Consider the following 24,633-nt stretch of genomic DNA (forward strand, 5'->3'; position numbering starts at 1 on the left):
GCCGCCAGGCCGTCGAGCACGAGGGCCGCCAGCGTCGTCGGCGGGAGCTCGCGCACCGGGCCGGAGGCGAGCGCCGCGGCCCGGGAGGCGTCGTCGAGCAGGTCGATCCGGCCGACCGCCTCCTCGGGCGTCCCGGCCAACGCGCGCAGGGCCGCGACGGTGCGGTCGAGCAGGGCGGTGGCGGCGGTGGGGTCGACGACGTCCGGGCGGTGGGTCAGGGCGAGGTGGAGGGCGCCGTCGGCGGGGGTCACGACGAGGCTCGCCGGGTAGTGCGGGGCGTCGTGGTTGCGCACCTCGGTGACCTGCAGGCCGGGCGGGGCGGCCGCGTCGACCGCGGACGGGTCGAGCGGGTAGTTCTCGACGACGAGCAGGGTGTCGAAGAGCTCCCCCGTCCCGGCCGGTGCCGTGCGCTGGATCGCCTGCAGCCCGATCTCGGCGTGCTCGAGCAGCGCGGCCTGCTCGGCCTGGATCCGCCCGACGAGGTCGGTCAACGACTCGGCGTCGTCGAGCCGGACCCGCACCGGCACCGTCGTGATGTAGAGCCCGACCGCGGTGTCGACACCGTCGACGTCCGGCGGCCGCCCGGACACCGTCTGCCCGAGGACGACGTCGTCGCGTCCCGTGGTCCGCGCCAGCACGAGCGCCCATGCGACCTGCAGCAGCGTCGCCACCGTGACGCCCCGGGAGCGGGCGAAGGCCTGCAGGTCGGCCGCGAGCCCCGGGTCGAGGTCGCGCTCCAGCGCCGCCGCCGGGCCGCCGTCCGGGTCGGACCCGCCGGGAGCGAGCAGCGTCGGGGCGTCGAGCCCCGCCAGCGAGCGCGTCCACGCCGCGCGGGCGGCCTCCCCCTCGGGGCCGGCCCACCGGGTGGCCAGGCGCGCGAGGTGGGCGCGGTGCGGGTAGGTGGCCCCGAGGCCGGCGCGCTCGACGAGCCCCGTCGGCCCGGCGTCGGGATCGGCCAGGGCGGCGGTCCACAGCGCGAACCACTCGCGCACCAGCACCGGCGTCGACCAGCCGTCGAGGATCGCGTGGTGGGCGCTCATCACGAGGCCGGAGTGGGTGACGCGGTAGCTCCACAGCTCGCTGGTCGGCGCGGCGCCGATCGCGGTCACCCACCGGCCCGAGGACACCTGCGGGAAGGTCTCGCGCAGCGCGTCGTGGCGGACGACGAGCGCGGTCGCGGCCCGGTCGAGCGCGGCGCGGTGCTCCCCGGTCAGCGGGGCCGAGAGGTCGATCTCGAGGGCGACCGCGTACACGTCGTCGCCGTCCGCGAGGTCCTCGGCGCCGGCGAGCGCGGACGTCGCGAGCAGTCCCTCGGCGAGGGGGGCGGGGGCGACGACCGCCCCGTCGCCGTCGAGCCCGGCCGGCCGGGCCGCCAGGGCGTCGACGTCGTCCTGGGTGAGCGCGACGGTGGCGAAGTCCGACGGCGTCGGCCCGCCCACGTCCGCGCGCGCGGCGACCAGCTCCCGGCACGCGTCGGCGAAGCCGTCGGCGAGCGCGGTCACCTCGGCCTCGTCGAGCCGTCCGGCGTCGAACGACCACCGCGCGACGAGGTGCGGCCCGTCGTCGCGGTCCTCGGTGCGGGCGTTGACCTCGAGTGGATGCGAGAGCGGCGTGGCCGGGTCGGCGCCGCCGCTCATGACGGGGGCTTCGGGTGCCGGGGCGAACGCGGCGTCGTCGGGGGCGCGGACGCTCGAGCGGCCGAGGTAGTTGACGAGCAGTGCGGAGGTCGCGCCGAGGTCGGCGTCGTGCGCCACCTCCCGGCGCAGACCGTGCCCGGCGCCGTCGCCCGGAGTGGCGCGCAGCTGCTCCTTGACCGCCTTCAGGAGGCGGCCGGGGCGCCCGTCGGCGGGCAGCGTGAGCCGCACCGGGTGCGTGACGGTGAACCAGCCGACGGTGCGCGAGAGGTCCGGGCCGGCGTGCCCCACCGATCCCTCGCGTCCGTACCGCTCGCGGTCGACGACGAGCGCCGTGCCGTCCGCATGCCGCGTCACGGCCAGGAGCACCGCGGCGAGCAGCACGTCGTCGACCCCGCCGCGGATGCTCGCCGGCAGTGCGCCGAGCAGCGGACCGGCGACCTCGGGCGGCAGCGTCACGTGGTGGTGGCGCTGGTGGGCGACCGTGCCGGTTGTCGTCCGGCGCCGGACGATCCGCACGTCGTCGGGGCCCGGCGCGGTGGCGAGCCAGTGCTCCCGCTCCCCCGCGCGCGCCGTCGCCGCCGCGGGGAGGTCGGCGGTCCAGGTCCGGAAGGACGTGGGCACGACGTCGAGGCCGGGCTCCTGGCCCGCGACGACCGCCTCGTGGGCCTCGCGCAGGTCATCGGTGATCACGCGCCAGGACACGGCGTCGACGACGAGGTGGTGGATGGCGAGCACCAGCCGGCCGGGTCTGCCCTCGCCGGCGTCGATGTGGGTCGCGGCGACCATGCGTCCGCGCTCGGGGTCGAGGCGGGACGCGGCGTCCTCGACGGCCGCGTCGAGCATGCCGGCCCGTTCATGATCACCGGGATGACGAGGGCCTGATGGCTGGGCGTCCGAATCCTCGTCGTCCTGGCGATCATGGCCGGGCTGATCGTGATCCAGATCCGCGGCCGGGGCGGACGTGCGCACGACGTCAGCGGCCGTGATCGCGCCGGCGGCGGGCACCTCGAGCACCGGGTCGCCGTCGCCGCGGACCAGCCGGGCGCGGAGCAGGTCGTGGCGGGCGAGCACCGCGTCGACGGCCTCGGCGACCCGCGCCCCCGGCGGGACCTGCAGCACGACCCGCTGGTGGTAGCGCGCGATCGGGGCGTCCACGGCCGCGCACCGGGCGAGCCAGGCCCGCGCGACGGGCAGCAGCGCGACCGTCCCCGTCCCGTCGTCGGCCACCGCCGTCGCCGCGGCACCGATCGCGGTCGCCGCCGCGGCGAGCTCGCGCGCGGTGCGCCGCTCGACGACCTGACGGGGCGTCACCGTCCAACCCGCCCGGCGCGCCCGCGTGACCAGCGCGAGCGCGACGATGGAGTCGCCGCCGAGGGCGAAGAAGTCGTCGTCGATCCCGATCTCGTCCAGGGCGAGCACCTCGGCGACCACCGCGCACAGGGCGCGCTCGGCCGCTGTCGTGGGTTCCCCGCCCGCACCCGCGGCGGCGCCGAAGTCGGGCGCGGGCAGTCGCGCACGGTCGATCTTGTTGTTGGCGGTCACCGGGAACGCGTCGAGCACCACGACGGCCGCGGGCACCATGTGCTCGGGCAGCCGCGCGGCCGCGTGGGCGCGCAGCGCGGCGGGGTCGGCCTTCCCGGTGACGTACCCGACGAGCCGCGGCCGTCCTCCGGCGCTGAGCCCGTCCCCGTCGCGCCGCACCACGACGAGCGCCTGCCCCACGTCCGGGTCCTCGGCGAGCACCGCGGAGACCTCGCCCGGCTCGACCCGGAACCCCCGCAGCGAGACCTGCTCGTCGGCGCGGCCGAGGTAGTCGAGCTGGCCGGGCCAGGGGTCGGGTTCCCCGCCGAGGAGCGTCGCGGGCCGGCGGCGGACGAGGTCGCCGGTGCGGTACATCCGGGCGCCGGGCTCGTCGAAGGCGTCGCCGAACGGGTCGGCGAGGAAGCGCTCGGCGGTGAGGTCGGGACGCCCGCGGTAGCCCCGCGCCAGACCGGCGCCCGCGAGGTAGAGCTCGCCGACGACGCCGTCGGGCACCGGTCGCAGGCGCCGGTCCAGCACGTAGGCGCGCCCGCCGACGTCGACGCGCCCGATCGGGGCCGCGCCGGTGCGGGCGACCGCGTCGGGATCGAGGCGGCCGAGCGTCGCGTTGACGGTGACCTCGGTCGGGCCGTACGCGTCGAAGAGCCGCCTGGTGTGTCCCCAGCGCGCGACGAGCTCCGGGGGCACCGCCTCGGTGCCGACCAGGATCGTCATGCCCTCGGGCAGCGGGGCGTCCGCGGGGAGGGCTCCCGAGACGCTCGGCGGGAGCGCCGCGTGGGTGACGCCCTCGTCGCGCAGGTAGGCGGCGAGCGCGTGGTCGGGGCTGCGCAGCGCGGTCGGGACCAGCACGCAGGTCCCGCCCACGCACAGCGCCATCGACATCTCGAAGAACGCCAGGTCGAAGCTGACGCTCGCGAACATCGCCACACGGGCGTCCGGGGTGACCGCGAGGCGCGCCGGATCGGTGGCGGTGGCGATGAGGTCGGCGATGCCGGCGTGGGGCACGACGACGCCCTTCGGCCGGCCGGTGGAGCCCGAGGTGAAGATCAGGTACGCGGCGTCGTCGGGGTGGGGCTCGGGCAGCGGCGCGGCCGGTCCCGGTGTCAGCGATGCCCTATCGGCGTGCTCAGAGCGCATCGCCAAGACGTCGAACGTCAGCAGCTCCACATCCTCGCCCAACTCCAGGGCTGGATCGCCGTCCGTGAGCACGACGACGGGTGCCGCCTCGCTCACCATGAGCGCGAGCCGCTCGGCCGGGTAGTCGAGGTCGAGCGCGACGTACGCGGCACCGGAGCGCAGCACGGCGGCGAGCGCGACGATCAGGTCCACCGTGCGCGGCAGCGCCACCCCGACGACCTCGCCCGGCCCGGCCCCGCGCTCCACCAGCCCGCGCGCGAGCCGGTCCGACGCGGCGTCGAGTTCCGCCCACGTGAGCGTCCGCTCGCCGTCGCGCACGGCGGGCTTGGCGGGGTCGAGCGCGGCGGCCCGGGCGAAGAGCCCGGGCCACGTCGTCGGGACGCTGCGGCGCGGTTCGTCCGGTCCCGGAGTATTGGGGTCGACCACGAGGCAGCGGCGCTCGGCGTCGTCGGTGACCTCCATGTCGACGAGCCGGGACGACGGGTCCGAAGCCACGATGCACAGCACCCGCAGCACACGGTGCGCCAGCGTCCGCGCGTCGTCGGCGGAGAGCGCGTCGGGCCGGTGCACGACCCGCAACCGGGCGGGCTGGTCCCCGTGGGCGGGCAGCGCGACGATGCTGAGCGGGTAGTGCGTGGCGTCGCGGATGCCGACCGAGCGCACCCCGAGCCCGGGCGCGAGGGTCGCGAGCCGCGACGGGTCGAGCCCGACGTTCTCGATCACGAGCAGCGTGTCGAAGGCCTCGCCCTCGATCCCGGACAGGCGGGACACCGTCGCGAGGTCGGCCTGCTCGTCCGCGAGGCGGGACCGGCCGCGGGCCGCGAGGCCGTCGAGCAGGTCGGCGACCGTGCGCCCGCCGTCGGGACCCGGTGTCGCGTCGACGCGCACCGGCAGCGTCGCGACGAACGGACCGATCATGTCCTCGACGCCGTCGAGCGCAGCGGGCCGGCCGGACACGGTGGTGCCGAAGACCACGTCGTCGCGTCCGGTCAGGCGGGCGAGCGTGATCCCCCAGGCGGCCTGGAGCAGGGTGGCGAGGGTCCAGCGCGAGGTGTCGAGCGTGGGCAGGTCGACGGTGACCGAGGCCGGGAGGTCGGCCGGGGTGTCCGGGAGGGCGGGGACGAGGCGTGTGGGCTCGTCGAGCCCGGCGAGGTCGTCGGCGACCCGGCGTGCGGCGGCGTCGCGGTCGAGCGTCGCGAGGTGCTCGAGGTGGCGGCGGAACGGCACCGCGTCGGATCCGGGCGCCGCGCCCGTGTCGGCGGTGGTGAGCAGCTCGCGGACCAGCGGCCCGAGCGACCAGCCATCGACCACCAGGTGGTGCAGCGTCACGGCGAGGCGCCACCCGTGCCCGGGGCCCCGGACGAGCAGCGCCCGCACCAGCGGGGGGCGCGCGAGGTCGAAGGGGCGGCGGCGCTCGTCGAGGCAGAGCTCCTCGACGGCGTCGGCGGTCGCGGCGTCCGCCTCCTGCCAGGCCACCCGCGCCCGGGTCGGGACGACGGCGACCGGCTCGCCGCTCTTGCGGTCGCGCACCGCCGCGCGGAGCACGTCGTGGCGGTCGAGCACGGAGTCGAGCGCCTCCCGCAGCCGCTCGGGGTGCGGGCCGTCGCCGTCGACGACGAACTGGATGGTGTACGGGTCGACGGCGCTCGTGTCCTGCTCGCCGTCGCGGCGGGCCAGGTAGAGCAGCCCGCGCTGCAGCCCGGTGAGCGGCAGGACGTCGCTGACCCCTCGCCCGGTCTGCCCGCTCACCGCCCGCTCCGCAGGGCGTCGGCGGGCTCGTCGTCAGCTGGATCGTCGTCGAACCCGAGGTCGTCGAGCTCGTCGTCGTCGAGGTCCACCAACCGGGCCGGAGCCTCGCTCGTCCTCTCGGGCGCTGCGCCTTCCGGGCGGGCGACGGCGGCCAGCGCGCTCGCGGTGCGCAGGTCCAGGACGTCCGCGACCTCGACCGCCCACCCCGCCGCGCGCGCCCGGGCCACGACGCGGATCGAGGCGATGCTGTCCCCGCCCAGGGCGAAGAAGTCGCCGTCCGGGTCGACCGAGGCCACCCCGAGCACGTCGGCGAACACCGCCGCGAGCGCGCGGGTGGCCTCCGCCGACTCGGCGCGAGGGGAACCCTCGGTCGCTCTATCAACCCGAGGGTTCCCCTCGTGCGCGGCGCTCGGGTCGGCCCCGGGCGCGCGAGGGGAGGATCCCGTCGCTCTATGCGGGTGAGGGTTCCCCTCGTGCGGAACGGCGGGGTCCGAAAGATCGGGCAGCGGGCCGTCGACGTCCGCCGCCATCGCGCGCAACGCCGCGACCAGCGCGTCGACGAGGGCCCACGCGGTCGACGCGTCGTAGAGCTCGCTCGCGTACTCCAGGCGCCCGGTGATCCCGTCGGCTCCGCGGGTCTCGGTCAGCTCCACGGTGAGGTCGAGCTTCGCGGTGCCGGTCCCCCGCAGCTCGGTGCGCACCGGGTGCCCGGCCAGGTGCGGCACCTCCGACGGCGGGCGGACCTCGCGGTGCGACAGCATCACCTGGAACAGCGGGTGGCGCCCGGGCCGGCGCGGCGGCGCGAGCGCGGACACCACCTCGTCGAACGGAACGCCGGCATCGCCGACCGCGTCGAGGTCGGCGTCGCGCACCCGCCCGAGCAGCTCGCGGACGCTCGACACCCCGTCGGTCGGCACCCGCAGCGCCACGAGCCCCACGAACAGCCCGACCAGCGGCTCCGCGGCCGGGTCCTCGCGCCGCGCGACCGGGGTCCCGACGACGACGTCCTCCCCCACCCCGAGCGCGCGCAGCACCGCGGTGAGCGCCGCGTGCACGACCATGAACGTCGTCGTCCCGGTCTCCCGGGCGAGCGCGCGCACGCCGCGGTGCAGTGCCGCGTCGATCGTCACCGGCACCTCGCCCCCGGCCCCCGACGGGCGCGGCGGTCGGGGGCGGTCGTGGGCGACGGTGACCTCGGTCGGGGCGCCCGCGAGCCGGTCGCGCCATCGGGCGAGCCCGGCGGCGGCCGGCGAGGACGGGTCCGCCGGGTCGCCCCGGCGGACGGCCGCGGCCCGCGTCGTGCGGGCGTAGGTGGTCGGCAGCGGCGGGAACTCGGGAGCACGGCCCGCGAGGCGCGCGGTGTGTGCGGCGGCGAGGTCGTCGAGCAGGGTCGCGAGGGACCATTCGTCCCCGGCGAGGTGGTGCACGACGACGACGAGCGCGGCCCGGCCCGGTCCGCGCACGAGGGTGGCGCGCACGGGGATCGTCGTCGCGACGTCGATCGGGGTGCGGGCGGCGTCGTCGACGGCGGCGTCGAGCGCGACGTCGTCATCGACCCACACCCGCGCCGCCGGCACCGTGACGTTGTCGGGGGCGAGCACGTGCTGCCACACCGCGCCGGGGTCGTCCGGGTCCTCGCGCGGGACGGTGCGCAGCGGCTCGTGGCGGGCGACGACGTCCCCGACCGCGGCCTCGAGGGCGTCCGCTCCGGCGTCGTCGAGGGGGGCGTCGAGGTGGACCACGAGCGGGATCGACCAGGTCGCCGTCGGACCCTGCAGCCGGTGCAGGAACCACAGGCTGCGCTGGGCGGGCGAGAGCGGCGCGGGGCCGTCGTCCGGGACGTCGTCCTGCGCGACGGTGGTGGCCGGGGCGCTCCCGGGCTTGGCGCGGGCGGCGAGGTCGGCGAGGGTCGGCGCGTCGAACACGTCGCGCACCGAGAGCTCCGCGCCGAGCCGCTCGCCCACGCGGGACGCCAGCCGGGCGGCGAGCAGGGAGTGCCCGCCGAGGGCGAAGAAGTCGTCGTCGGGGCCCGCGTCGGCGCCGAGCAGGTCGGCGGCGATCCCGCACACCGCGGTCTCGGCCGGGCCGTCGGCGCTGCGGCCTGCGCCGGGAGCGGGACCGCCGGGCGCCGGGAGGCGGGCCCGGTCGACCTTGCCGTTGGCGGTCTCCGGGAAGGCGTCGAGGACGACGACGGCGGAGGGCAGCAGGTGGGTGGGGAGAGACGCGGCGAGCCGGGCCCGGACCGCCGCCGTCGTGAGATCCCCGGTGCCGACGAGGTAGGCGACCAGCCGACCGCCGGTGTCGTCACGGGCCAGGGCGACGACGCTGCGCACGACGCCGTCGAGCGCGTCGAGTGCGGCCTCGATCTCGCCGGGCTCGACGCGGTGCCCGCGGACCTTGATCTGCTGGTCGGCGCGCCCGACGTAGTGCAGGGCGCCGTCGGCGTCGCGCCGGGCGAGGTCGCCGGTGCGGTACATGCGGGTGCCGGACGGTCCGAGCGGGTCGGCGACGAAGCGCTCGGCGGTCAGCGCGTGCCGGCCGAGGTAGCCGCGCGCGAGGCTCGCGCCCGCAAGGTGGAGCTCGCCGACGACGCCGTCGGGAACCGGCGCCAGCGCGGCGTCGAGCACGTGGGCCCGGGTGCCGGCGATGGGGTGGCCGATCGCGGGGGTCGGCGAGACCGTGGCCCAGACGGTGGCCTCGGTCGGGCCGTAGAGGTTGGTGACGCGCGCGCCGGCGTCGGTGAGCTCGTCGTGGAGGGAGGCAGGGAGGGCCTCGCCGCCGACGAGCACGGTGACGTCGTCGAAGACCTCCGTGCGCTCCTGCGGGCCGAGCACGTCGAGCAGCGCGCGGTAGAGGGTCGGGGTGGCCTGGACGGTGAGCGGGCCGCGGGCGCGCTCGGTGCGCAGGAGCGCGGCGAGGGCCGTCGGGTCCTGCACGGTGCGCCGGGGTGCGACGACGAGGCGGGCGCCGGCGAGCAGCGGGGTGAACAGCTCGAGCGCGGCGATGTCGAAGCCGACCGTGGTCACCGCGACGAGCGTGGCGCCGGGAGCGAGGCGGGTGCGGGGAACCATGTCGAGCAGGAAGGTGCGCAGCGCGTCACGGGGGACGACGACGCCCTTCGGTCGGCCGGTGGAGCCCGAGGTGTGGATCACGTGGGCGGGGTGGGCGCCGGGCCCGGATGTCAGAAAAGTCCCGTTGCTGACACTGGACGTCTGCAACGGGACTTTTCTGACATCGAGGGTGGGCACCTCCGGGGCCGCCGCCGCGAACGTCGGCGCGGTCTCCGCCGTCACCACACCGACCACCGCCGACGCGTCCTCGAGGATCTGCGCCAACCGGGAGGCGGGCGCGTCGAGGTCGAGCGGCACCCACCCGCACCCGGCGTGCACCGCCGCGAGGGCCCCGACGACGAGGTCGACCGTCCGCGGCAACGCGAGTGCGACCAGGGACTCCGGTCCCGCCCCGGCCTCGACCAACGACGCGGCGAGCGCGCGGGCCCGGCCGTCCAGCTCGGCGTGCGTCAGCGACGGCCCAACCGGTTCGGCCACCGCCACCGCGTCGGCGTGTTGACCGGCCGCCCGGACGAACAGCTCGGCCAGCGACACAGCCGACCATGCCGCCGGCACCTCCGGCCCGGCCCCCGCCGCCAGCGCCGCGTCCCGCTCCGCCGGACCGAGCAGCGGCAGCGTCCCGACCCGCCGGTCCGGTGAGCTCCCGGCCAGCTCCTCCAGCAGTCCCGCGACCCGTCGCGCGTGCCCGGCGAGGTCGGCCTCGGAGTAGGTCGCCGGGTTGGCGTCGACGTCGAGGGCGAGCGAGCCGTCGGGTGCGCGCTGCACGTTGACGGCGAGGTCGTGCACCGGCCCGCCGGACACCGGACGGGCGGCCCCCTCCACGACGGCGCCGTCCCGCCCACCGACGCGCAACCGGTCGGCGAAGGGCTTCACGTTGACCCAGGGCCCGACGAGCGCCGACCCGCCGGGCGAGCCCTCCGCGCGCATCCGCAGGTCGCGACGCAGGTCCTCCACGGCGTAGCGGGCGTGGGCGCGCACCGCGGCGATCTCCGCCGCGACGTCGGCCACCAGGGCCGAGAGCGGCGCCGCCGGGTCGACGGTCACGCCCACCGGCACGATCGTCACGAGCATCCCCGGCGTGCGGGCGGCCACGGCGCGCTGCGGCCCGGCGAGGCGGTTCATCATCGGCACGCCGAGGACGACGCGGCCGGAACCGCCGCCACCGTCGCCGTCGCCGTCATCGCCGCCCGAGCCGTGCCGGGCGAGCAGGACGGCCACGGCGGCGAGTACCGCATCGGGCCACGCGGCGTCCCCGGCGAGCTCGTCGAGCCCGGACACGACCGATGACGGCAGCGTCGTCACCTCGCGCCGGAAGGTCCACGAGGTGAGGGCGGAGCCGGCGCCGAGGGTCGCGGGCTCCGGCGCCGTCGGGAAGCGCCCGGCGAAGAACTCCCGGTCGGCCCCGCGGCTCGCGGCGGCGGCCTCGCGCTCGCCCGTCACGAGGTCGACGACCGACCCGAAGCGCGCCTCGGGCACGTCCTCGTCCGCCGCGAGGGCGGTCGACACCGCGGCCACCCGCCGCGCGATCAGCGAGAACCCGTAGGCGTCGGTGACGAGGTGGTGGTAGCGGTGGAACCACACGTGGTGGTCCTCGCCGAGACGCAGCAGCGCCTGCCCGAACAACGGCCCCGCGTCCCCGCCCGCTGCCGCCGGGTCGGCCGGGCGCGCGAGGGCGGCGCGCATCCAGGCCAGCGCGGCGGCGTCCGGGTCGGGCTCGTCGGCGACGTCGACCCGCTCGATCGCCCAGGCGGGACGGTCGGCGGGGGGCAGCAACTGCTGGCGGGGCTCGCCGTCGACCTCGACCACCCGCACGTGCAGCGCGTCGGCCTCCTCGACGGCGATCCCGACCGCGCGCACGAAGGACCCGACGTCGAGCGGGCCACGCAGGTCGACCCGCTCGCCCGTCGTGAAGATCGGGTTGTCGGGGTCGAGGCGCTGGGCGAACCAGATGCCCGCCTGCGCCGTCGTCAACGGCAGCGTGCCCGCCGCGTCCGGTGCGCCCGAGGCGGGTTCCTGGCGTCCGTCGCTCGCCGTGCCCACGCTGGCACGCACCTCCTCGCCCTCGACCCCGCCGACGTGCGAGTAAAGCAACCCTAACCTGCAACGGACAAGACGGACGGTGGCGCGATGCTCGCCACTCCCCGGTCGACCCCCGAACACGGAGGTTTGGCGCAGAACGTGAAGAATCGACCACGCTGTGGTGGATAGTGTGCCGCGCTGCGTAGTATGGCTAGCCTCACCTATTCGGACACGGAGGGCGCCGACCCGGACACCACGAGGAAGGAGTGGGCGATGCGCTCGCTGATGATCGACGTGTCGCCGCTGCGCGCGAGCCCCGAGTTCCGCCTGGTGTTCGGCGCCCGGATCGTGTCGCTGTTCGGGATCGCGCTGACCACGGTCGGGGTGCCGTGGCAGGTCTACGAGATGACGCGGTCCTCGCTCGCGGTCAGCCTCGCGGCGGCGGTGGTCGGCGTGACCACGCTCGTCGGCACGCTCGCCGGTGGCGTCATCGCCGACCGCTTCGACCGCCGCACCGTCATCCTGGCATCGCGGGGCACCGCCGCCGTCGTGTTCGCGGTGCTCGCGGTGAACGCCGCGGTGCCCTCGCCCCAGCTGTGGGTGCTCTACCTCTGCGTGGCGGTGAACGGCGGGACCGCGGTGAGCCAGTCCGCGCTCATGGCCGTGACGCCCGCGATCGTGCCCCGCGACCAGCTGGCCGCGGCCGGGGCGCTCGTGGCGCTCTCGACCCAGATCGGCGCCGTCGTCGGGCCGTCGGTGGCCGGCCTGCTGATCGCCGGGCCCGGCCTGACGGTCAACTTCGGGCTGTGCGCCGTGGCGTCGGCGGTGACGACGACGCTGCTGTGGTTCCTGCCCCCGCTGCCCCCGCAGGGCGGGACGAAGGCCCACCCGCTCGCCGCGATCCGGGAGGGCGCCGCGTTCGTGGCCCGCAACCCGGTGGTGCGCGGCGTGCTGCTCGTCGACGTGGCGGCCATGCTCTTCGCGCTCCCGCAGGTGCTGTTCCCGCAGGTCGTCGTCGAGGTCCTGGAACGTGGCCCGGAGGCGGCCGGTCTGCTGTACACCGCGCCTGCCGTCGGCGCGATGATCGCTGCCCTCACCAGCGGATGGACGACGACGGTGCGGCACACCGGCCGGGTGCTGCTCGTCGCCGTGGGCCTCTACGGCGCGGCGATCGGCCTCTTCGGGCTCTCCCCGGCGATGCCGGGCGACCCCCTCGTGTGGGCGCTCGGCTTCCTCGCCGTCGCCGGGGCGTCCGACATGGTCTCGGAGATCCTCCGCCGGGCGCTGCTCGCCGACGTCACCCCCGACCACCTGCAGGGGCGGGTGTCGAGCGTCTGGCTCGCGCAGGCGACGGTCGGGCCGTCCGCGGGCGGCGTCGAGGCGGGCGTCGCCTCGCGGCTGCTCGGGCCCGGCCCGGCGATCGCGGCGGGCGGTGCGGTGTGCGTGGTCGCGACGGCGGCCCTCGCGACGTTCCTCCCCCCGCTGCGGCGCGCGAGCCTGCACCACGACGCCGGCGGCGCCGACGAGCGTTCGGAGGCGGCGCCGCGCGAGGCCCGCTGACCCTTAGTGGCCTGCCCGCACCGGTCCCACCTCGTCGGGACGGACCGCGTGGGCGGGATGGGAGAGGTCGTGCGCCACCCCCGCGCGCCAGACCGTGCGCAGGCTGCGCGTGTCGGTGACGTCGGCGGTCGGGTCGCCGTCCACGAGCAGCAGGTCCGCCCGTCGACCGGCCGCGATCCGTCCGCGGTCGTGCAGCGCGAACGCGTCGGCCGCGCGGGACGTCACGGCCGCCAGCACGTCCGTCGGCGACATCCCGCACCCCGCGAGGAGCTCCAGCTCGAGGTGCAGCGAGACGCCGTGCATCACCGCCGCCGACCGGCCCGGCACGTCGTTGGCGTCGGTACCCGCGACCACCGTCGCGCCGGCCGCCAGGAGCCGCCGCAGGTTGTCCGCCGCGTGCTCGTAGGCGGCGCCCGACGCCGAGCTGGTCGGCAGCCCGCCGCGGTCCCCCGCCCGGAGTCCGTCGACGACGTCGGTGGGCAGGCGCGCGGTCAGCCGCGGGTCGCCGAGGAGCGCCTGCTGCGACGCGGCGTCGGTGAGGGCGGCCATCATCGTCATCGTCGGGACCACGGTGAGCCCGGCGAGACCTTCACCGAGCGGGCCGTCGAGCGGCCCGTCCAGGGGCAGGTGGGTGAGCACGTCCACCCCCGCGTCGCGTGCCGTCGCGAACGCCCAGCGGGTCGGCGCGTGCGCCACCGTCGTCAACCCGTGGGAGCGCGCCGCCGCGCACACCGCCGTCACCGTCTCCGGGGACAGGGTCGAGCGGGTGACGTCGGCGGAGTTCTCGACGAAGACCTTGAGGTAGTCGGAGCCCTCACGCACCCGGTCGGCGACGAACCGCTCGGCGTCGTCGGGACCGGACAGCCCCGGCATCCGCCAGCCCCCGGGGTCGGGCGGCAGCATGACGGCGGGCCACCCGTCGACGGCGCCCGCCATCAGCCCGGAGCTGCGCAGGTCGGCCTCGTCGTCCCGGCTGGCGGCGCGCCGGCGCAGCATCGCGGTGAACTGCGGCGGCGCGGAGAACATGTCCAGCACGGTCGTCACGCCGTGGCGCAGGTCCTGACCGAGGTTGCCCGCGCCGCGCAGGTGCACGTGCCCGTCGACGAGGCCCGGGAGCAGGGTCGCGCCCCGCGCGTCCACCTCACCGGCCGCCGGTTCGCGCGCCCCCGGCTCGACCGCGGTGATCACGTCGCCGTCGACGACGACGGTCGCCACCCCCAGCGACCGCTCGCCGTCGAACACCCGGGCGCCACAGATCGTCGTGCTCACGACGCCGAGTGTGGCCCGTCGGGTGCTCCGGCCGCGACGCCCGATCGCGCGTCACGCGCGCCTACTCGTCGGCCCCGTGGTGGTCGTGGTTCACGACGCCGCGGCGCCAGTACCCGTCGACGTCCACGCACGCCGCGTCCAGCGCGGGGTGGTTGCGCAGCATCCGGCGGATCGGCTTGAGCGACGTCGCCTCGCCCGCGACCCAGACGAACCCGCGCCCCGTCGGGAACTCCAGCTCGAAACCGGCGAGCGCGTCCGCCAGCAGCGTCGAGTCTCCCGCGGGGATGCCGTCGCGGTGCAGCCAGCGGACGTCGACGTCGGCCGACGACCGGAGCGACTGCTGCTCGCCAGCGTCGGCGACCTCGATCACCGCCCGCACGGACACGCCCGCGGGCAGCTCGGCGAGCCACCGCCCGATCGCGGGCAGCGCGGTCTCGTCGCCGGCGAGCACGAGCCAGTCGAGGGAGGAGTCGACGATCTCGGAGCCGCGGGGGCCGAGGACACCGACCTTCATGCCCGGTGCGGCGGCCGCGGCCCAGGCCGACCCGAGCCCGCCCGCGTGCAGCACCATGTCGACGTCGATCTCGCCGTGGGCGCGGTCGACGCGACGCACCGTGTAGTCCCGGAAGGACCGCGGAGTGCCGGGCGGCGGCGGGATCAGGCCGTTCGGCCCGACCTGCGGCATCACGGGCAGCTCCTCGCCCTCGGGCGGGAAGAAGATCTTCACGTGGTCCGTCGGTGCGCAGCCGAGGAGCTCGGAGAAGTCGCCGCCGAGCGTCACCCGCACCATCCGCGGGGTCAGCGTCACCACGCGCAGCACCTCGGCGAGACGGGGCGTCACCGCGTAGAGCCGACGCTCGACCGGAGCAGGCGCGGCCTCGATCCACGGGTGCACCGCGCTCCTCGCGTCGGTCTCGCTGCTCATGCTCCGCCGCCTCCTGCGTTCCTCGACGATTCCCGGTCCGCTGAGGGTGGGCTTCCCTCGATCGCTGGGCCATCCGGGTCACCGGACGCACCCTCGGTGCGCTCGCGGAGGCTGCGGGGCCGCAGGTCGGTCCAGTGCTCCTCCACGTACGCGACGCAGGCCGCGCGCTCGGCGCCGGGCCTGCCGTCGTCGGAGTCCCCCTCGCCGAACACCGTCCGCCACCCCGCGGGCACCTCGGCGAACACCGGCCAGAGGCTGTGCTGGTCCTCGTCGTTGACGAGCACCCGGAACCGGCCCTGCTCGTCGTCGAACGGATTGGTCATCGGGCGGCTCCGGCGGTGTCGAGGGCGGTGTCGGCGGTGCCGCGCGCACCGGTGCTGGTGGTCGGATCGCTCGGCGGGGCGGTCGCCATGGGGCCTCCGTGCGCAGTCTCAGGAACGGGTCAGCAGCCGGGACCACGCCTCGAGCGTGGGCGTCTCCGCCAGGTCGATGAAGCCGACGTCGACGCCCTCGGCGCGCCAGCGCTCCACGAGACTCATGAGGCGGATCGAGTCCAGGCCGCGGTCGAGCAGGTCGTCGGCGTCCCCGATGTCGGCAGGGGGTTCGCCGAGCGCATCCGCCACGTCCGCGCGGAGCCGATCCAGGTCGAGGGTCGGGGTTGCGTCCGGGGTGGCCACGCGGCTTCCTCCTGATCGACGGTGGCTTGGTGAGCCTAACCTAACTATTCAGCTCGGACAGTGTGGGCGGTCACGGGACCGATCACAGTCGTCGCCCGCTCAGCGCGTCCTCGACGTCCTCGACGTTCTCGGCCACGGCGGGCGCACGACGCGCCTCGCGTCCCGCGGGCACGACCATCGGCGTGCCGGTCTGCGGATCCGGCACCACCTCGCCGACCAGCCCGAACACCTCGCGGATCAGCTCCGCGTCCACGATCTCCGCAGGCCGGCCCGCCGCCACCACCGCGCCGTCGCGCATCGCGACGAGGTGGGTGGCGTACCGGCAGGCCTGGTTGAGGTCGTGCAGCACCGCGACGAGGGTCCGGCCGCCGCCCGCGTGCAGGTCGGCGAGCAGGTCGAGCACCTCGAGCTGGTAGGCGATGTCGAGGAACGTCGTCGGCTCGTCGAGCAGCAGCAGCGGGGTGTCCTGGGCGAGCACCATCGCGATCCACACGCGCTGACGCTGGCCGCCGGACAGCTCGCCGACCACCCGCTCGGCGAGGTCGTCCACCCCCGTCGCCGCCATCGCCTCGTTCACCGCGCGCTCGTCCGCGGGCGACCACTGCCGCAGCAACGACTGATGGGGGTAGCGCCCCCGGGCCACGAGGTCGAGCACCGTGATGCCGTCCGGGGCGACCGGGCTCTGCGGGAGCAGCGCCAGCCGGCGGGCCGCTTCCTTGGCGCCGTACGAGGTGATCGGCTGCCCGTCGAGCAGCACCCGCCCTGCCGCGGGTCGGATCATGCGGGCGAGCCCGCGCAGCAGCGTCGACTTGCCGCAGGCGTTGGGCCCGACGACCACCGTGAACGAGCCGTCGGGGATCTCGAGGTCCAGCCCGGAGACGACGGTCCGCGCGTCGTAGGCGAGCGTGATCCCCTCGGCCACCAGCCTGCTCATCTCCCGGCCCTCCATTCGCGTGCCAGCAACCAGACGAGGTACAGCCCGCCGATCGCCGCGGTCATCGTTCCGGCCGGGTACTGCTCGGGGGCCGCCAGCCGCTGCCCGAGCACGTCCCCCGCGAGCAGCAGCAGCGCGCCGAGCACCCCGGCACCCATCAGGCCCGGGCCGGTCGCGCCGGTGAGCCGCCGCGCGAGCTGCGGAGCGGCCAGGGCCACGAAGGCGATCGGGCCCACGGACGCGGTCGCGATCCCGACGAGCACGACCCCGACGCCGAGCGTGATCGCCCGGGTCGACGCCACCGGGACCCCGACCGACCCGGCCGCCTCGTCGCCCATCGCCAGCAGGTCGAGGCGCCGCGACACCCCGAGCGCGGGGACCATCAGGACGAGCAGTCCGATCCCGACGACGGTCACGGCCGTCCAGTCCTGCCCGTTGAGGCTGCCGACCAGCCACGTCTGCGCCGCCGTCGCCACCGAGAGCTCCGAGCGCAGGATGAGGTAGTTGTCGACGGCCACGAGGATCGCGTTCAGCCCGATCCCGACGAGGACCAGCCGGTACCCGCCGGTCGCGCCCCCGAGCAGCGCGAGCGCGACGAGCGCGGTGGCCAGCGTCCCGGCGACCGCCCCGATCGCGGTCCCGCCCGCGCCTGCGCCGAACGCCACGATGGCCACCAGCGCGCCGGTCGCCGCGCCGGTGGTGAAGCCGAGCAGGTCGGGGCTGGCCAGCGAGTTGCGCGCCAGCGACTGGAACAGCGCCCCGGCCACCCCGAGCGCCGCGCCGACGACGAGCGCGAGCGCCACCCGGGGTGCGCGCAGCTCCAGCACCACGAACCGCTGCGCTCGCGAGCCCTGGCCCGCGAGGGCGTCGAGCACTCCGGAGAGCGGCAGCGGGAAGTCGCCGAGGGTCAGCGCGACCGCGCCGAGCGCCGCCGCGGCGACCGCGAGCAGCACGACGGCGCCGATCGCCCGCGGGTGCACGCGCATCGAGTACGGGCCGAGAACGACGGTTTTCGGACGTCCAGTGTCGGCAACGCGACTTTTCTGGCGGACGGAAGCCCCCGTCACAGCGCCACCACCCGCCGCCGCCGCGCGATCGCGAGGAACACCGGAGCCCCGACGAACGCCGTGACGATGCCGACCTCCAGCTCGGCGGGCGCCGCCACCACGCGCCCGAGGACGTCCGCGGCCACCACGAGCACCGCCCCCAGCACCATCGAGTACGGCACCACCCAGCGCTGGTCCGGCCCGGTGATCGCGCGCGCCAGGTGCGGCACCGCCAGCCCGACGAACGCCACCGGCCCGCAGGCCGCGGTCGCGCCGCCGCACAGCAGCACGATCGCGATCCCCGTGGCCGCCCGGACCCGCGAGACCCGGACGCCGAGGGCCCGCCCGGTCTCCTCTCCGAGGGCGAGCGCGTTCAGCGCCCGGCACACCCCGAGCGCCAGCAGCGCCCCGACGACGAGGAACGGCAGCACCTCGAGCAGCCCGCCGGGGTCCCGCCCGGTCAGCGACCCGACCCGCCAGACCCGGAACTGATCGAACGTCCGCGAGTCCACCAGCACGACCGCGTAGACGATGCCCTGCAGCGACGCGCCGATCGCGGTGCCCGCGAGCGCGAGCCGCGCCGGGGTGGCGCCCGAGCGCCCGGACTGCCCGAGCAGGTAGACGACCACGGCGACGACGGCCGAGCCCGCCAGCGAGAACCAGACGTAGCCCGCCGTCGAGGCCACCCCGAACACCACGATCCCCGCGACGATGGCCGCGGACGCCCCCCAGGTGATCCCGAGGACGCCCGGGTCGGCCAGCGGGTTGCGGGTCAGCGCCTGCATGAGCGCCCCGGCGGCCCCGAGCGCCAGTCCGGCCGCGAGCCCGAGCAGCGTGCGGGGCAGCCGCTGGTCGAGGACGACGACCGCGTCGGTGGTCGTCGCGGTATCCGGCGGGCCGTCACGCAGCCCCGGGTGCAGGACGACGTCGAGCACGGTGCCGGGCGCGATGCCGCGCGAGCCCACCATGAGGCTCACGAGCAGGACCACCCCCAGCGCGACGAGCGCGCCGGCGAGGCCTGCCGCCCGCCGGGAGCGCAGCCGCCGGGGCCGCGGCGACACCGGGGGCGCCGCCGTCGGGGGCGGCCCGGCCGCGGTCGCGAGGGGAGGATCCGGTCGCTCTATCCGCACGAGGGTTCCCCTCGCGCGAGACCGGGGACGAGCTCGGCGCTCAGGCCCGACAGCACCGTCGCCGTCGTCGTCACCACCCCGCACCGCGACGCCGTCCACTCCAGGGCCCGGTCGTGGTGGTCGCGGGAGAAGTCCGCCACGGCGTCCCCGACGAGGAACGGCTGCACGTCGCGCATGAAGGCGTCGACGGCCGTCACCATGCATCCGATGTGCGCGTAGATCCCGGTGACGAGGAGCTGGTCACGCCCCCAGTGGGCGAGCCGGTCGGCCAGCGGGCTGCGCTGGAACGCCGAGTAGCGCCACTTGGTGAGGACCTCGTCGCCCGGCTGCGGGGCCAGCTCGTCGATGATGTCGACGACGTCGGGGTCGTCGCGGTAGGCCGCCGCCGGGCCGGGCCCCCAGAACTCCGCGAGCAGCGCCCGGTCGTCGGGGGGCTGCTCGCCGGGCTGCGCGGTGTAGAGGACCGGCACCCCGAGCTCCCGGGCACGGCGCAGCAGCGCGGCGATGTGGGCGACGAGCACGCTCACCGGCTCGACGTCACGGGCGAAGGGCGCGAGGAAGTAGCGCTGCATGTCGTGCACGAGCAGCACCGCGCGGCCCGGGTCGACCGTCCACGACGCGCGCCCGTCGGGCAGCTCGTCGGGCCGCGGCATCGCGTACGGCGGGATCGTCGGCAGGCTCGTGCTCATCGCGGGGGCTCCTCTCGCGGACCGGGATCGCTTGGTGCGGCACCGCCCGGGCCCTCGGACAGGCGGGCGGCGAGCGCGGCGCGCAGCCCCCGGCGGCTGGTCTTGCCGACCCCGGTGACCGGGAACGCGTCGACGACCTCGACGCGGTCGGGCACCTTGAACGCCGCCACGCCCCGCTCCCGGACGAAGCGGCGCAGCGCGGCAGGCGCGGGGGCCTCGCCGTCGGGCCGGGCGACGACGTAGGCGTAGGTGCGCTCCCCGAGGAACGGGTCCGGCACGCCGACCAGCGCCGCGTCGAGCACGCCGGGGTGGGCCATGAGGTGGTTCTCGACCTCTTCGGCCGCCACCTTCTCCCCGCCCCGGTTGATCTGCTCCTTGACCCGGCCGCTGACGACGATGTCGCCGCGCTCGGTCAGCTGCACGAGATCCCCGGTGCGGTAGAAGCCGTCCGGGGTGAAGGCGATCGCGTTGTGCTCGTCCGCACGAAAGTAGCCGCGGATCGTGTACGGCCCGCGCGTGAGCAGGGCCCCGACCGAGCCCGGCGCGACGTCGGCCTCGTCGGGGTCCTCGGGGTCGACCACCCGCACCTCGTCGTCCGGGGAGATCGGCCGGCCCTGGGTGTGCAGCACGGCGTCGTCGGGATCGTCGTCGCGCGTGTAGTTGACCAGGCCCTCGGCCATGCCGAACACCTGCTGCAACCGGCACCCGAGGGCGGGCCCGATCCGCGCGGCCAGCTCCGAGCCACACTTCGCCCCGCCCACCTGCAGCATCGCCAGGCTCGACAGGTCCGCCGTCGACCGCTCGACCGCTGCATCGACGGCCCGGCTCCGCTCCGCTTCGCGGGCGGCGACCCACACCGCCGCCAGCGGCGGCACCACCGCCGCGATCGTCACCGCCTCGGCCTCGATCAGCCCGAAGCAGGTGTCGGCGTCCGGTGAGGGCGCGAGAACCGTGGTCCCGCCCGCGTGGATCACGCCGAGGAGCCCGGGCGAGGACATCGTGAAGTTGTGCGCCGCGGGCAGCGCGGCGAGGAACACCGTCGCCGGGGTCAGCCCGCAGATCTCCGCGCTCGCCCGGACGCTGTAGAGGTAGTCGTCGTGGGTCCGCGGGATGAGCTTCGGCAGGCCCGTCGTCCCGCCGGAGAGCTGCAGGAACGCGACCCGGGACGGGTCGGGCGCCGCGGGCTCGCGGGGCGCCGCCTCCCGCAGCCGCGACAGCGCGACCCCGCCGGCCGGGACGTCCCCGTCGGGGGCGACGACGACCACGTCCCGCACCGATCCCACCTCGGCCGCCACCCGCAGCGCCGTCGCGGCGTGCTCGTGACGGTCGTGGCGGGACACGGTCACGACGGCGACCGCACCGGAGTGCTCGGCGAAGTAGCGGACCTCGCTCTCGCGGTGGGCCGGGAGCGCGAACACCGGCAGCGCGCCGAGCAGGAAGAGCCCCCAGATCACCTCGAGGTACTCCGGCACGTTCGGCAGCCACACCACGACCCGGTCTCCCGCGCCGACTCCGAGCCCGGCGAACCCGCCGACCAGCACCCGTGCCCGTCGGTCCAGCTCGGCGTAGGTCCAGCGCTGCTCCGGGTGATCCGGATCGGACACGGCGGTCCCGACGACGGCGGGTCGGTCCGGGTGGGCCGCGACGGCCCCCGCGAGCAGGTCGGGGAAGCTCTGCCCGGTCCAGTACCCGGCCTCGCGGTAGCGGCGCGCGACCTCGGGCGGGTACGGGTTGGCGAGCTCGTCGACCTCGTGGGCGGCCGTCACGGGGCGGCCTCCAGCCCCAGCGCGGCGAGCAGCGGCCGGAACTTCGCGGTCGTCTCCGCCACCTCGGCCTCGGGGCGCGAGCCCGCGACGATCCCGGCGCCCGCCTGCAGGACGGCCCGCCGCCCGGACACCTCCGCGCAGCGGATCGTCACCGCCCACTCGCCGTCGCCCGCGTCGTCGCACCAGCCGACGAGCCCGGTGTAGAAACCGCGCGGCACGTCCTCGAGGTCGAGCAGGGCGCGGCGGGCCTCGGCGGTCGGCGATCCGCAGACGGCCGCCGTCGGGTGCAGCGCCGTCGCCAGGTGCAGCGCGGTGGGCGCCGGGTCGCTCAGCTCGCCCTCGACACGCGAGGACAGGTGCCACAGCGTGTCGGTCGCGCTCAGCTCGGGCGCGGACGGCACGTCGAGGCGCCCGCAGAACGGCGCGAGCCGCTCCGCGACCTGCGCGACGACCAGGGCGTGCTCGTGGCGGTCCTTGGCGGAGTCGACCAGCGCCGCGGCGCGGCGGGCGTCCTCGGCGGGGTCGGTGCTGCGCGGGACGGTGCCGGCGAGCGGAGTGGACACCACGGTCCGCCCCCGCCGCGACAGCAGCAGCTCCGGGCTCGCGCCGATCATCGTCCGGCGCGGACCGGTGGCCCGCGTGGTGTCGACGGCGAACGCGTAGGCCCCGGGGTGCTGGGCGGCCAGGCGCGTGAGGACGGTCGCCACCTCGACCGGCGCGGGCGCGGTGACCGCCAGGGAGCGGGCCAGGACGACCTTCTCGAAGGCGCCGTCCTCGATGCGGGCCAACGCCCGGGACACCGCCGCGGCGTATCCCGCCGCGGAGGGCTCGGCCCGCTGGTCCCAGCGGGTGCCCACGAAGGCCGGGGCCGTCGGCGGCCGGTCGGTCGGGTACGCGGGCGCGGCCAGGCGGGGGTCGTCGGGCGCGGGCCGCGGCTCCCAGAACCGCTCGGCGGGCACGGTGAGCGCGTGCATGGACGGGTCGAACCCGACCGCGCCCACGACGAGGTCACCGCCGCCGCCCGCGGCGAGCGCGCGGACGGCCGCGTCGGCGATCGGCTCCCCGGACCCGGCACACACCGGCGTGGCGGCCCCCGAGGCCCGCACCGTGCCCTGCGGGCCGACGAACACGAACCCGCCGGGCTCGGTGGACATCGTGCGTCCGTGGGGGTGCGCGGTGGTCGTCGAGGACGCGGGGCCCTCGGGTGACGGAGCGGCGAGATCAGGGCCCAAGAGAGGCTCCCCCGTCCACGTAGAGGGTCTGCAGGGTGACGTGTCGAGCGGCGTCGGAGAGCAGGAACGCCACCGTCTCCGCGATGTCGTCCGGGTCCGCGACCCGACCGAGCGGAATGCCGAGCTTGAAGCTCCCGGGGGTGCCCGCCACGAGCGCCGACGGGTCGGCGGCCAGGTCCATGCCGGAGAGCATCGGGGTGTCGGTGGAGCCGGGGCAGACGATGTTGGCGCGCACGCCGTGCGCCGCGAGCTCCAGCCCGGTGCACCGCGTGACGGCGAGCGCGGCCGCCTTCGAGGCCGCGTAGGCCGTCATCCCGACGCGCGGGACACCCGCCGCGTTGGACGCCACGGTGACGATGGCCCCGCCTCCGGGCGGAGGTGCGGCCCTCCAGCGCCGGGCGACCGCCCGGCAGGCGTGCATCACCCCGGTGGCGTTGGTCGCGAGGCAGAAGTCCCAGTCGGCGTCGGTGAGCTCGGCGACTCCTCCGGTGCGCAGCACCCCGGCCACGTTCGCGAGCGCGTCCACCGGGCCGAGCGCCTCGGCGGCGTCGTCGAGGGCACTCTCCAGCGCGGCGGAGTCGCTCACGTCGACCGCGTGCGCCGTGGCGGGGGCGGGTCCCAGCGCCGCCGCGGTCCGCTCGGCCGCCCCGGCGTCGACGTCGAGCACCGCCACCGGCGTGCCGCGCGAGGCGAGCAGCCGCGCGACGGCGGCACCGATCCCGCTGCCTGCGCCGGTGACGACCGCGCTCACCGGCCGACCCGCTGGGTCGCGCGCCGGTGCTCCCGCACCGACTCGAGGATCTCCCCGGCCCGCACGGCGACGTTGGACAGCAGGGTCGACGAGATGCCGTGGGTGTGCTCGGTCGGCCCCTGGAGATAGATCGCGGCGTCGAGCGCGGGTGCCGACGCGATCCGGTAGTCGCGCTCGACGAGCAGCTCGCCGTCGGACCCCCGGCGGCACCAGGCGCCGACCTCGCCGAGCAGGCCCGTCGGGTCGACGGGGCGGTACCCGGTGGCGTAGACGACGACGTCGGCGCCCACCGTGGCGGCCGACCCGGTCGGGAGGAACTCCACGTCGAGCTCGACCCCGGCCCGGCCCCAGCCCACCTGCGGCCCGTCGTCGGGGACCCGCAGCTTGGTGAGCCTGCTGGCCCGGTGCACGTGCAACCGCTCCTGGCCCGCGACCTTCTCGGCGTACAGCCGCCGGAACAGCTCGGTGATCAGCTCGCTGTCGACGGCCGAGTAGTTCGTGTTGGCGTGGTAGCCCAGCAGCATCTCGCGGATGCCCTGCGGGGCCTGGTGGAAGTCGTCGACGGCCTCCGGGTCGAAGATCCGGTTGGCGAACGGGGAGTCGTCGGCGGGGCTGTACCCGTAGCGCGCGAACACCGCGTGGACCGCGCTGCCGGGACGGGCGTGCAGGTGCGCGGCGGCCTCCGCCGCACTCTGCCCGGCTCCGACGACGGCGAACGTGCGCGGCCCCGGGGTCACGCTGCCGGGGCCGTCGGCCTCCGCCAGTCGCGGCAGCAGTTCGCTCGTGTGCCACACCCGCGGCCCGCGCTCGACGCCCGAGGGGACCATCGGCTGCAGCCCGGTCGCGACGACGAGGGCGCCGGTGCGCACCGTGCGGGTCGCCCCGTCGCTCCCGGTCGCGTCGCGCAGCACCACGTCGAGCTCCCGGACCGGGCCGTCACCCACGCAGTCGTCGCGCACCGGCAGCACCGCGACCGCGCGCGTCCCGTAGTCGACCAGGTGATCGACCCGCCGGGCCGCCCACGCGAAGTAGTCGTGGAACTCCAGGCGCGTCGGCTGCGAGGTCCCGGTGTTGATGAAGTCCGCGACGCGGCCGTGCTCGTGGAGGTACGCGAGGAACGACGACGGGCTCGTCGGGTCCCGCATCGTGACGAGGTCCTTGAGGTACGAGACCTGCATCGTGGCGCCGGGGAGCAGCATCCCGGTGTGCCAGCCGAAGGATTCCTGCTGTTCGACGAAGCGGGCGCGGATCCGCTCGTCGGAGCCGCAGCGCCCGTTGTGCTCCTCGATCGCGAGAGCGAGCGCGAGGTTCGAGGGCCCGAAGCCGACGCCGAGGACGTCGACGGTGTCGGCGACCTCCTGACCTCCGGCGTGACCGCAACCGGTCCCCGACACGGTGTTCATCAGCCTCCTCATCATCATGATGACCTTAGGGAAGCCTAACCATGCTCCCGCCGAAATCCGACATAGGTGTCACTTCACGCACACGTAGCGTCATAGTGA

14 protein-coding genes and 1 pseudogene are annotated in these 24,633 nt (G+C 76.3%); 1 reads left to right on the forward strand and 14 read right to left on the reverse strand.

The features are described 5' to 3' along the window. Nucleotides 1-6,062, reverse strand: a 6,062-nt coding sequence (locus VGI02_RS12915) for a non-ribosomal peptide synthetase (protein WP_331627788.1), incomplete at its 3' end; no start/stop codon positions are given. After that, nucleotides 6,059-11,173, reverse strand: a complete 5,115-nt coding sequence (locus tag VGI02_RS12920) for a non-ribosomal peptide synthetase (protein ID WP_331627789.1) — start codon at nt 11,171-11,173, stop codon at nt 6,059-6,061. The genes VGI02_RS12920 and VGI02_RS12915, both read right to left, overlap by 4 nt. 186 nt (nt 11,174-11,359) lie before the next feature. Here VGI02_RS12920 and entS point away from each other — a divergent pair, with 186 nt between their 5' ends. Continuing rightward, nucleotides 11,360-12,712 (forward strand): enterobactin transporter EntS, encoded by a 1,353-nt coding sequence (gene entS / locus VGI02_RS12925; RefSeq protein WP_331627790.1) that lies wholly within the window; start codon nt 11,360-11,362, stop codon nt 12,710-12,712. A gap of 3 nt (nt 12,713-12,715) precedes the next feature. Here entS and VGI02_RS12930 read toward each other — a convergent pair whose 3' ends face one another. From VGI02_RS12930 to VGI02_RS12985, 12 genes and pseudogenes are all read right to left on the reverse strand, one after another. Next, complete coding sequence (locus VGI02_RS12930) at nt 12,716-13,981, reverse strand: amidohydrolase family protein (RefSeq protein WP_331627792.1); 1,266 nt, start codon at nt 13,979-13,981, stop codon at nt 12,716-12,718. A 61-nt stretch (nt 13,982-14,042) separates the two neighbouring features. Continuing rightward, a complete protein-coding gene (locus tag VGI02_RS12935; protein WP_331627793.1) occupies nt 14,043-14,906 on the reverse strand; it encodes a siderophore-interacting protein in 864 nt (287 codons plus the stop codon). 104 nt (nt 14,907-15,010) lie between these two features. After that, nucleotides 15,011-15,229, reverse strand: a pseudogene (locus VGI02_RS12940) (MbtH family protein); the annotation flags it as partial. A gap of 108 nt (nt 15,230-15,337) precedes the next feature. After that, on the reverse strand, nt 15,338-15,583 hold the full coding sequence (locus VGI02_RS12945) for a phosphopantetheine-binding protein (RefSeq protein ID WP_331627794.1): 246 nt from the start codon (nt 15,581-15,583) through the stop codon (nt 15,338-15,340). 82 nt (nt 15,584-15,665) lie between these two features. After that, nucleotides 15,666-16,517, reverse strand: coding sequence for an ABC transporter ATP-binding protein (locus VGI02_RS12950; RefSeq protein WP_331627795.1), 852 nt, complete (start codon nt 16,515-16,517; stop codon nt 15,666-15,668). Continuing rightward, nucleotides 16,514-17,503, reverse strand: a complete 990-nt coding sequence (locus tag VGI02_RS12955; protein WP_331627796.1) for a FecCD family ABC transporter permease — start codon at nt 17,501-17,503, stop codon at nt 16,514-16,516. Before VGI02_RS12955 ends, VGI02_RS12950 begins: the two co-directional genes overlap by 4 nt. A gap of 77 nt (nt 17,504-17,580) precedes the next feature. Continuing rightward, nucleotides 17,581-18,687, reverse strand: coding sequence for a FecCD family ABC transporter permease (locus VGI02_RS12960; protein ID WP_414638251.1), 1,107 nt, complete (start codon nt 18,685-18,687; stop codon nt 17,581-17,583). Beyond that, nucleotides 18,684-19,382, reverse strand: a complete 699-nt coding sequence (locus VGI02_RS12965; RefSeq protein ID WP_331627798.1) for an isochorismatase family protein — start codon at nt 19,380-19,382, stop codon at nt 18,684-18,686. Before VGI02_RS12965 ends, VGI02_RS12960 begins: the two co-directional genes overlap by 4 nt. Further along, complete coding sequence (locus tag VGI02_RS12970; protein ID WP_331627799.1) at nt 19,379-21,148, reverse strand: (2,3-dihydroxybenzoyl)adenylate synthase; 1,770 nt, start codon at nt 21,146-21,148, stop codon at nt 19,379-19,381. The genes VGI02_RS12965 and VGI02_RS12970 overlap by 4 nt, the downstream gene beginning before the upstream one ends. Next, the gene (locus tag VGI02_RS12975) at nt 21,145-22,302 is read right to left on the reverse strand and encodes an isochorismate synthase (RefSeq protein WP_331627800.1); all 1,158 of its coding nucleotides are present in this window, start codon (nt 22,300-22,302) and stop codon (nt 21,145-21,147) included. The genes VGI02_RS12970 and VGI02_RS12975 overlap by 4 nt, the downstream gene beginning before the upstream one ends. A gap of 67 nt (nt 22,303-22,369) precedes the next feature. Further along, the gene (locus tag VGI02_RS12980) at nt 22,370-23,131 is read right to left on the reverse strand and encodes an SDR family oxidoreductase (protein ID WP_331627801.1); all 762 of its coding nucleotides are present in this window, start codon (nt 23,129-23,131) and stop codon (nt 22,370-22,372) included. Then, a complete protein-coding gene (locus VGI02_RS12985; protein ID WP_331627802.1) occupies nt 23,128-24,534 on the reverse strand; it encodes a lysine N(6)-hydroxylase/L-ornithine N(5)-oxygenase family protein in 1,407 nt (468 codons plus the stop codon). The genes VGI02_RS12980 and VGI02_RS12985 overlap by 4 nt, the downstream gene beginning before the upstream one ends. Nucleotides 24,535-24,633 lie beyond the last annotated feature (99 nt).

The organism is Actinomycetospora sp. (genome assembly GCF_036497245.1).
In the GTDB taxonomy this organism is placed as follows: Bacteria; Actinomycetota; Actinomycetes; order Mycobacteriales; family Pseudonocardiaceae; genus Actinomycetospora.

Coding starts and splice junctions, on each gene's coding strand:
- VGI02_RS12935 (WP_331627793.1), bottom strand. CDS start 14,906: ATGAGCAGCGAGACCGACGCGAGGAGCGCGGTGCACCCGTGGATCGAG.
- VGI02_RS12955 (WP_331627796.1), bottom strand. CDS start 17,503: ATGCGCGTGCACCCGCGGGCGATCGGCGCCGTCGTGCTGCTCGCGGTC.
- VGI02_RS12975 (WP_331627800.1), bottom strand. CDS start 22,302: ATGTCCACCGAGCCCGGCGGGTTCGTGTTCGTCGGCCCGCAGGGCACG.
- VGI02_RS12965 (WP_331627798.1), bottom strand. CDS start 19,382: ATGAGCACGAGCCTGCCGACGATCCCGCCGTACGCGATGCCGCGGCCC.
- VGI02_RS12950 (WP_331627795.1), bottom strand. CDS start 16,517: ATGAGCAGGCTGGTGGCCGAGGGGATCACGCTCGCCTACGACGCGCGG.
- VGI02_RS12985 (WP_331627802.1), bottom strand. CDS start 24,534: ATGAACACCGTGTCGGGGACCGGTTGCGGTCACGCCGGAGGTCAGGAG.
- entS (WP_331627790.1), top strand. CDS start 11,360: ATGGCTAGCCTCACCTATTCGGACACGGAGGGCGCCGACCCGGACACC.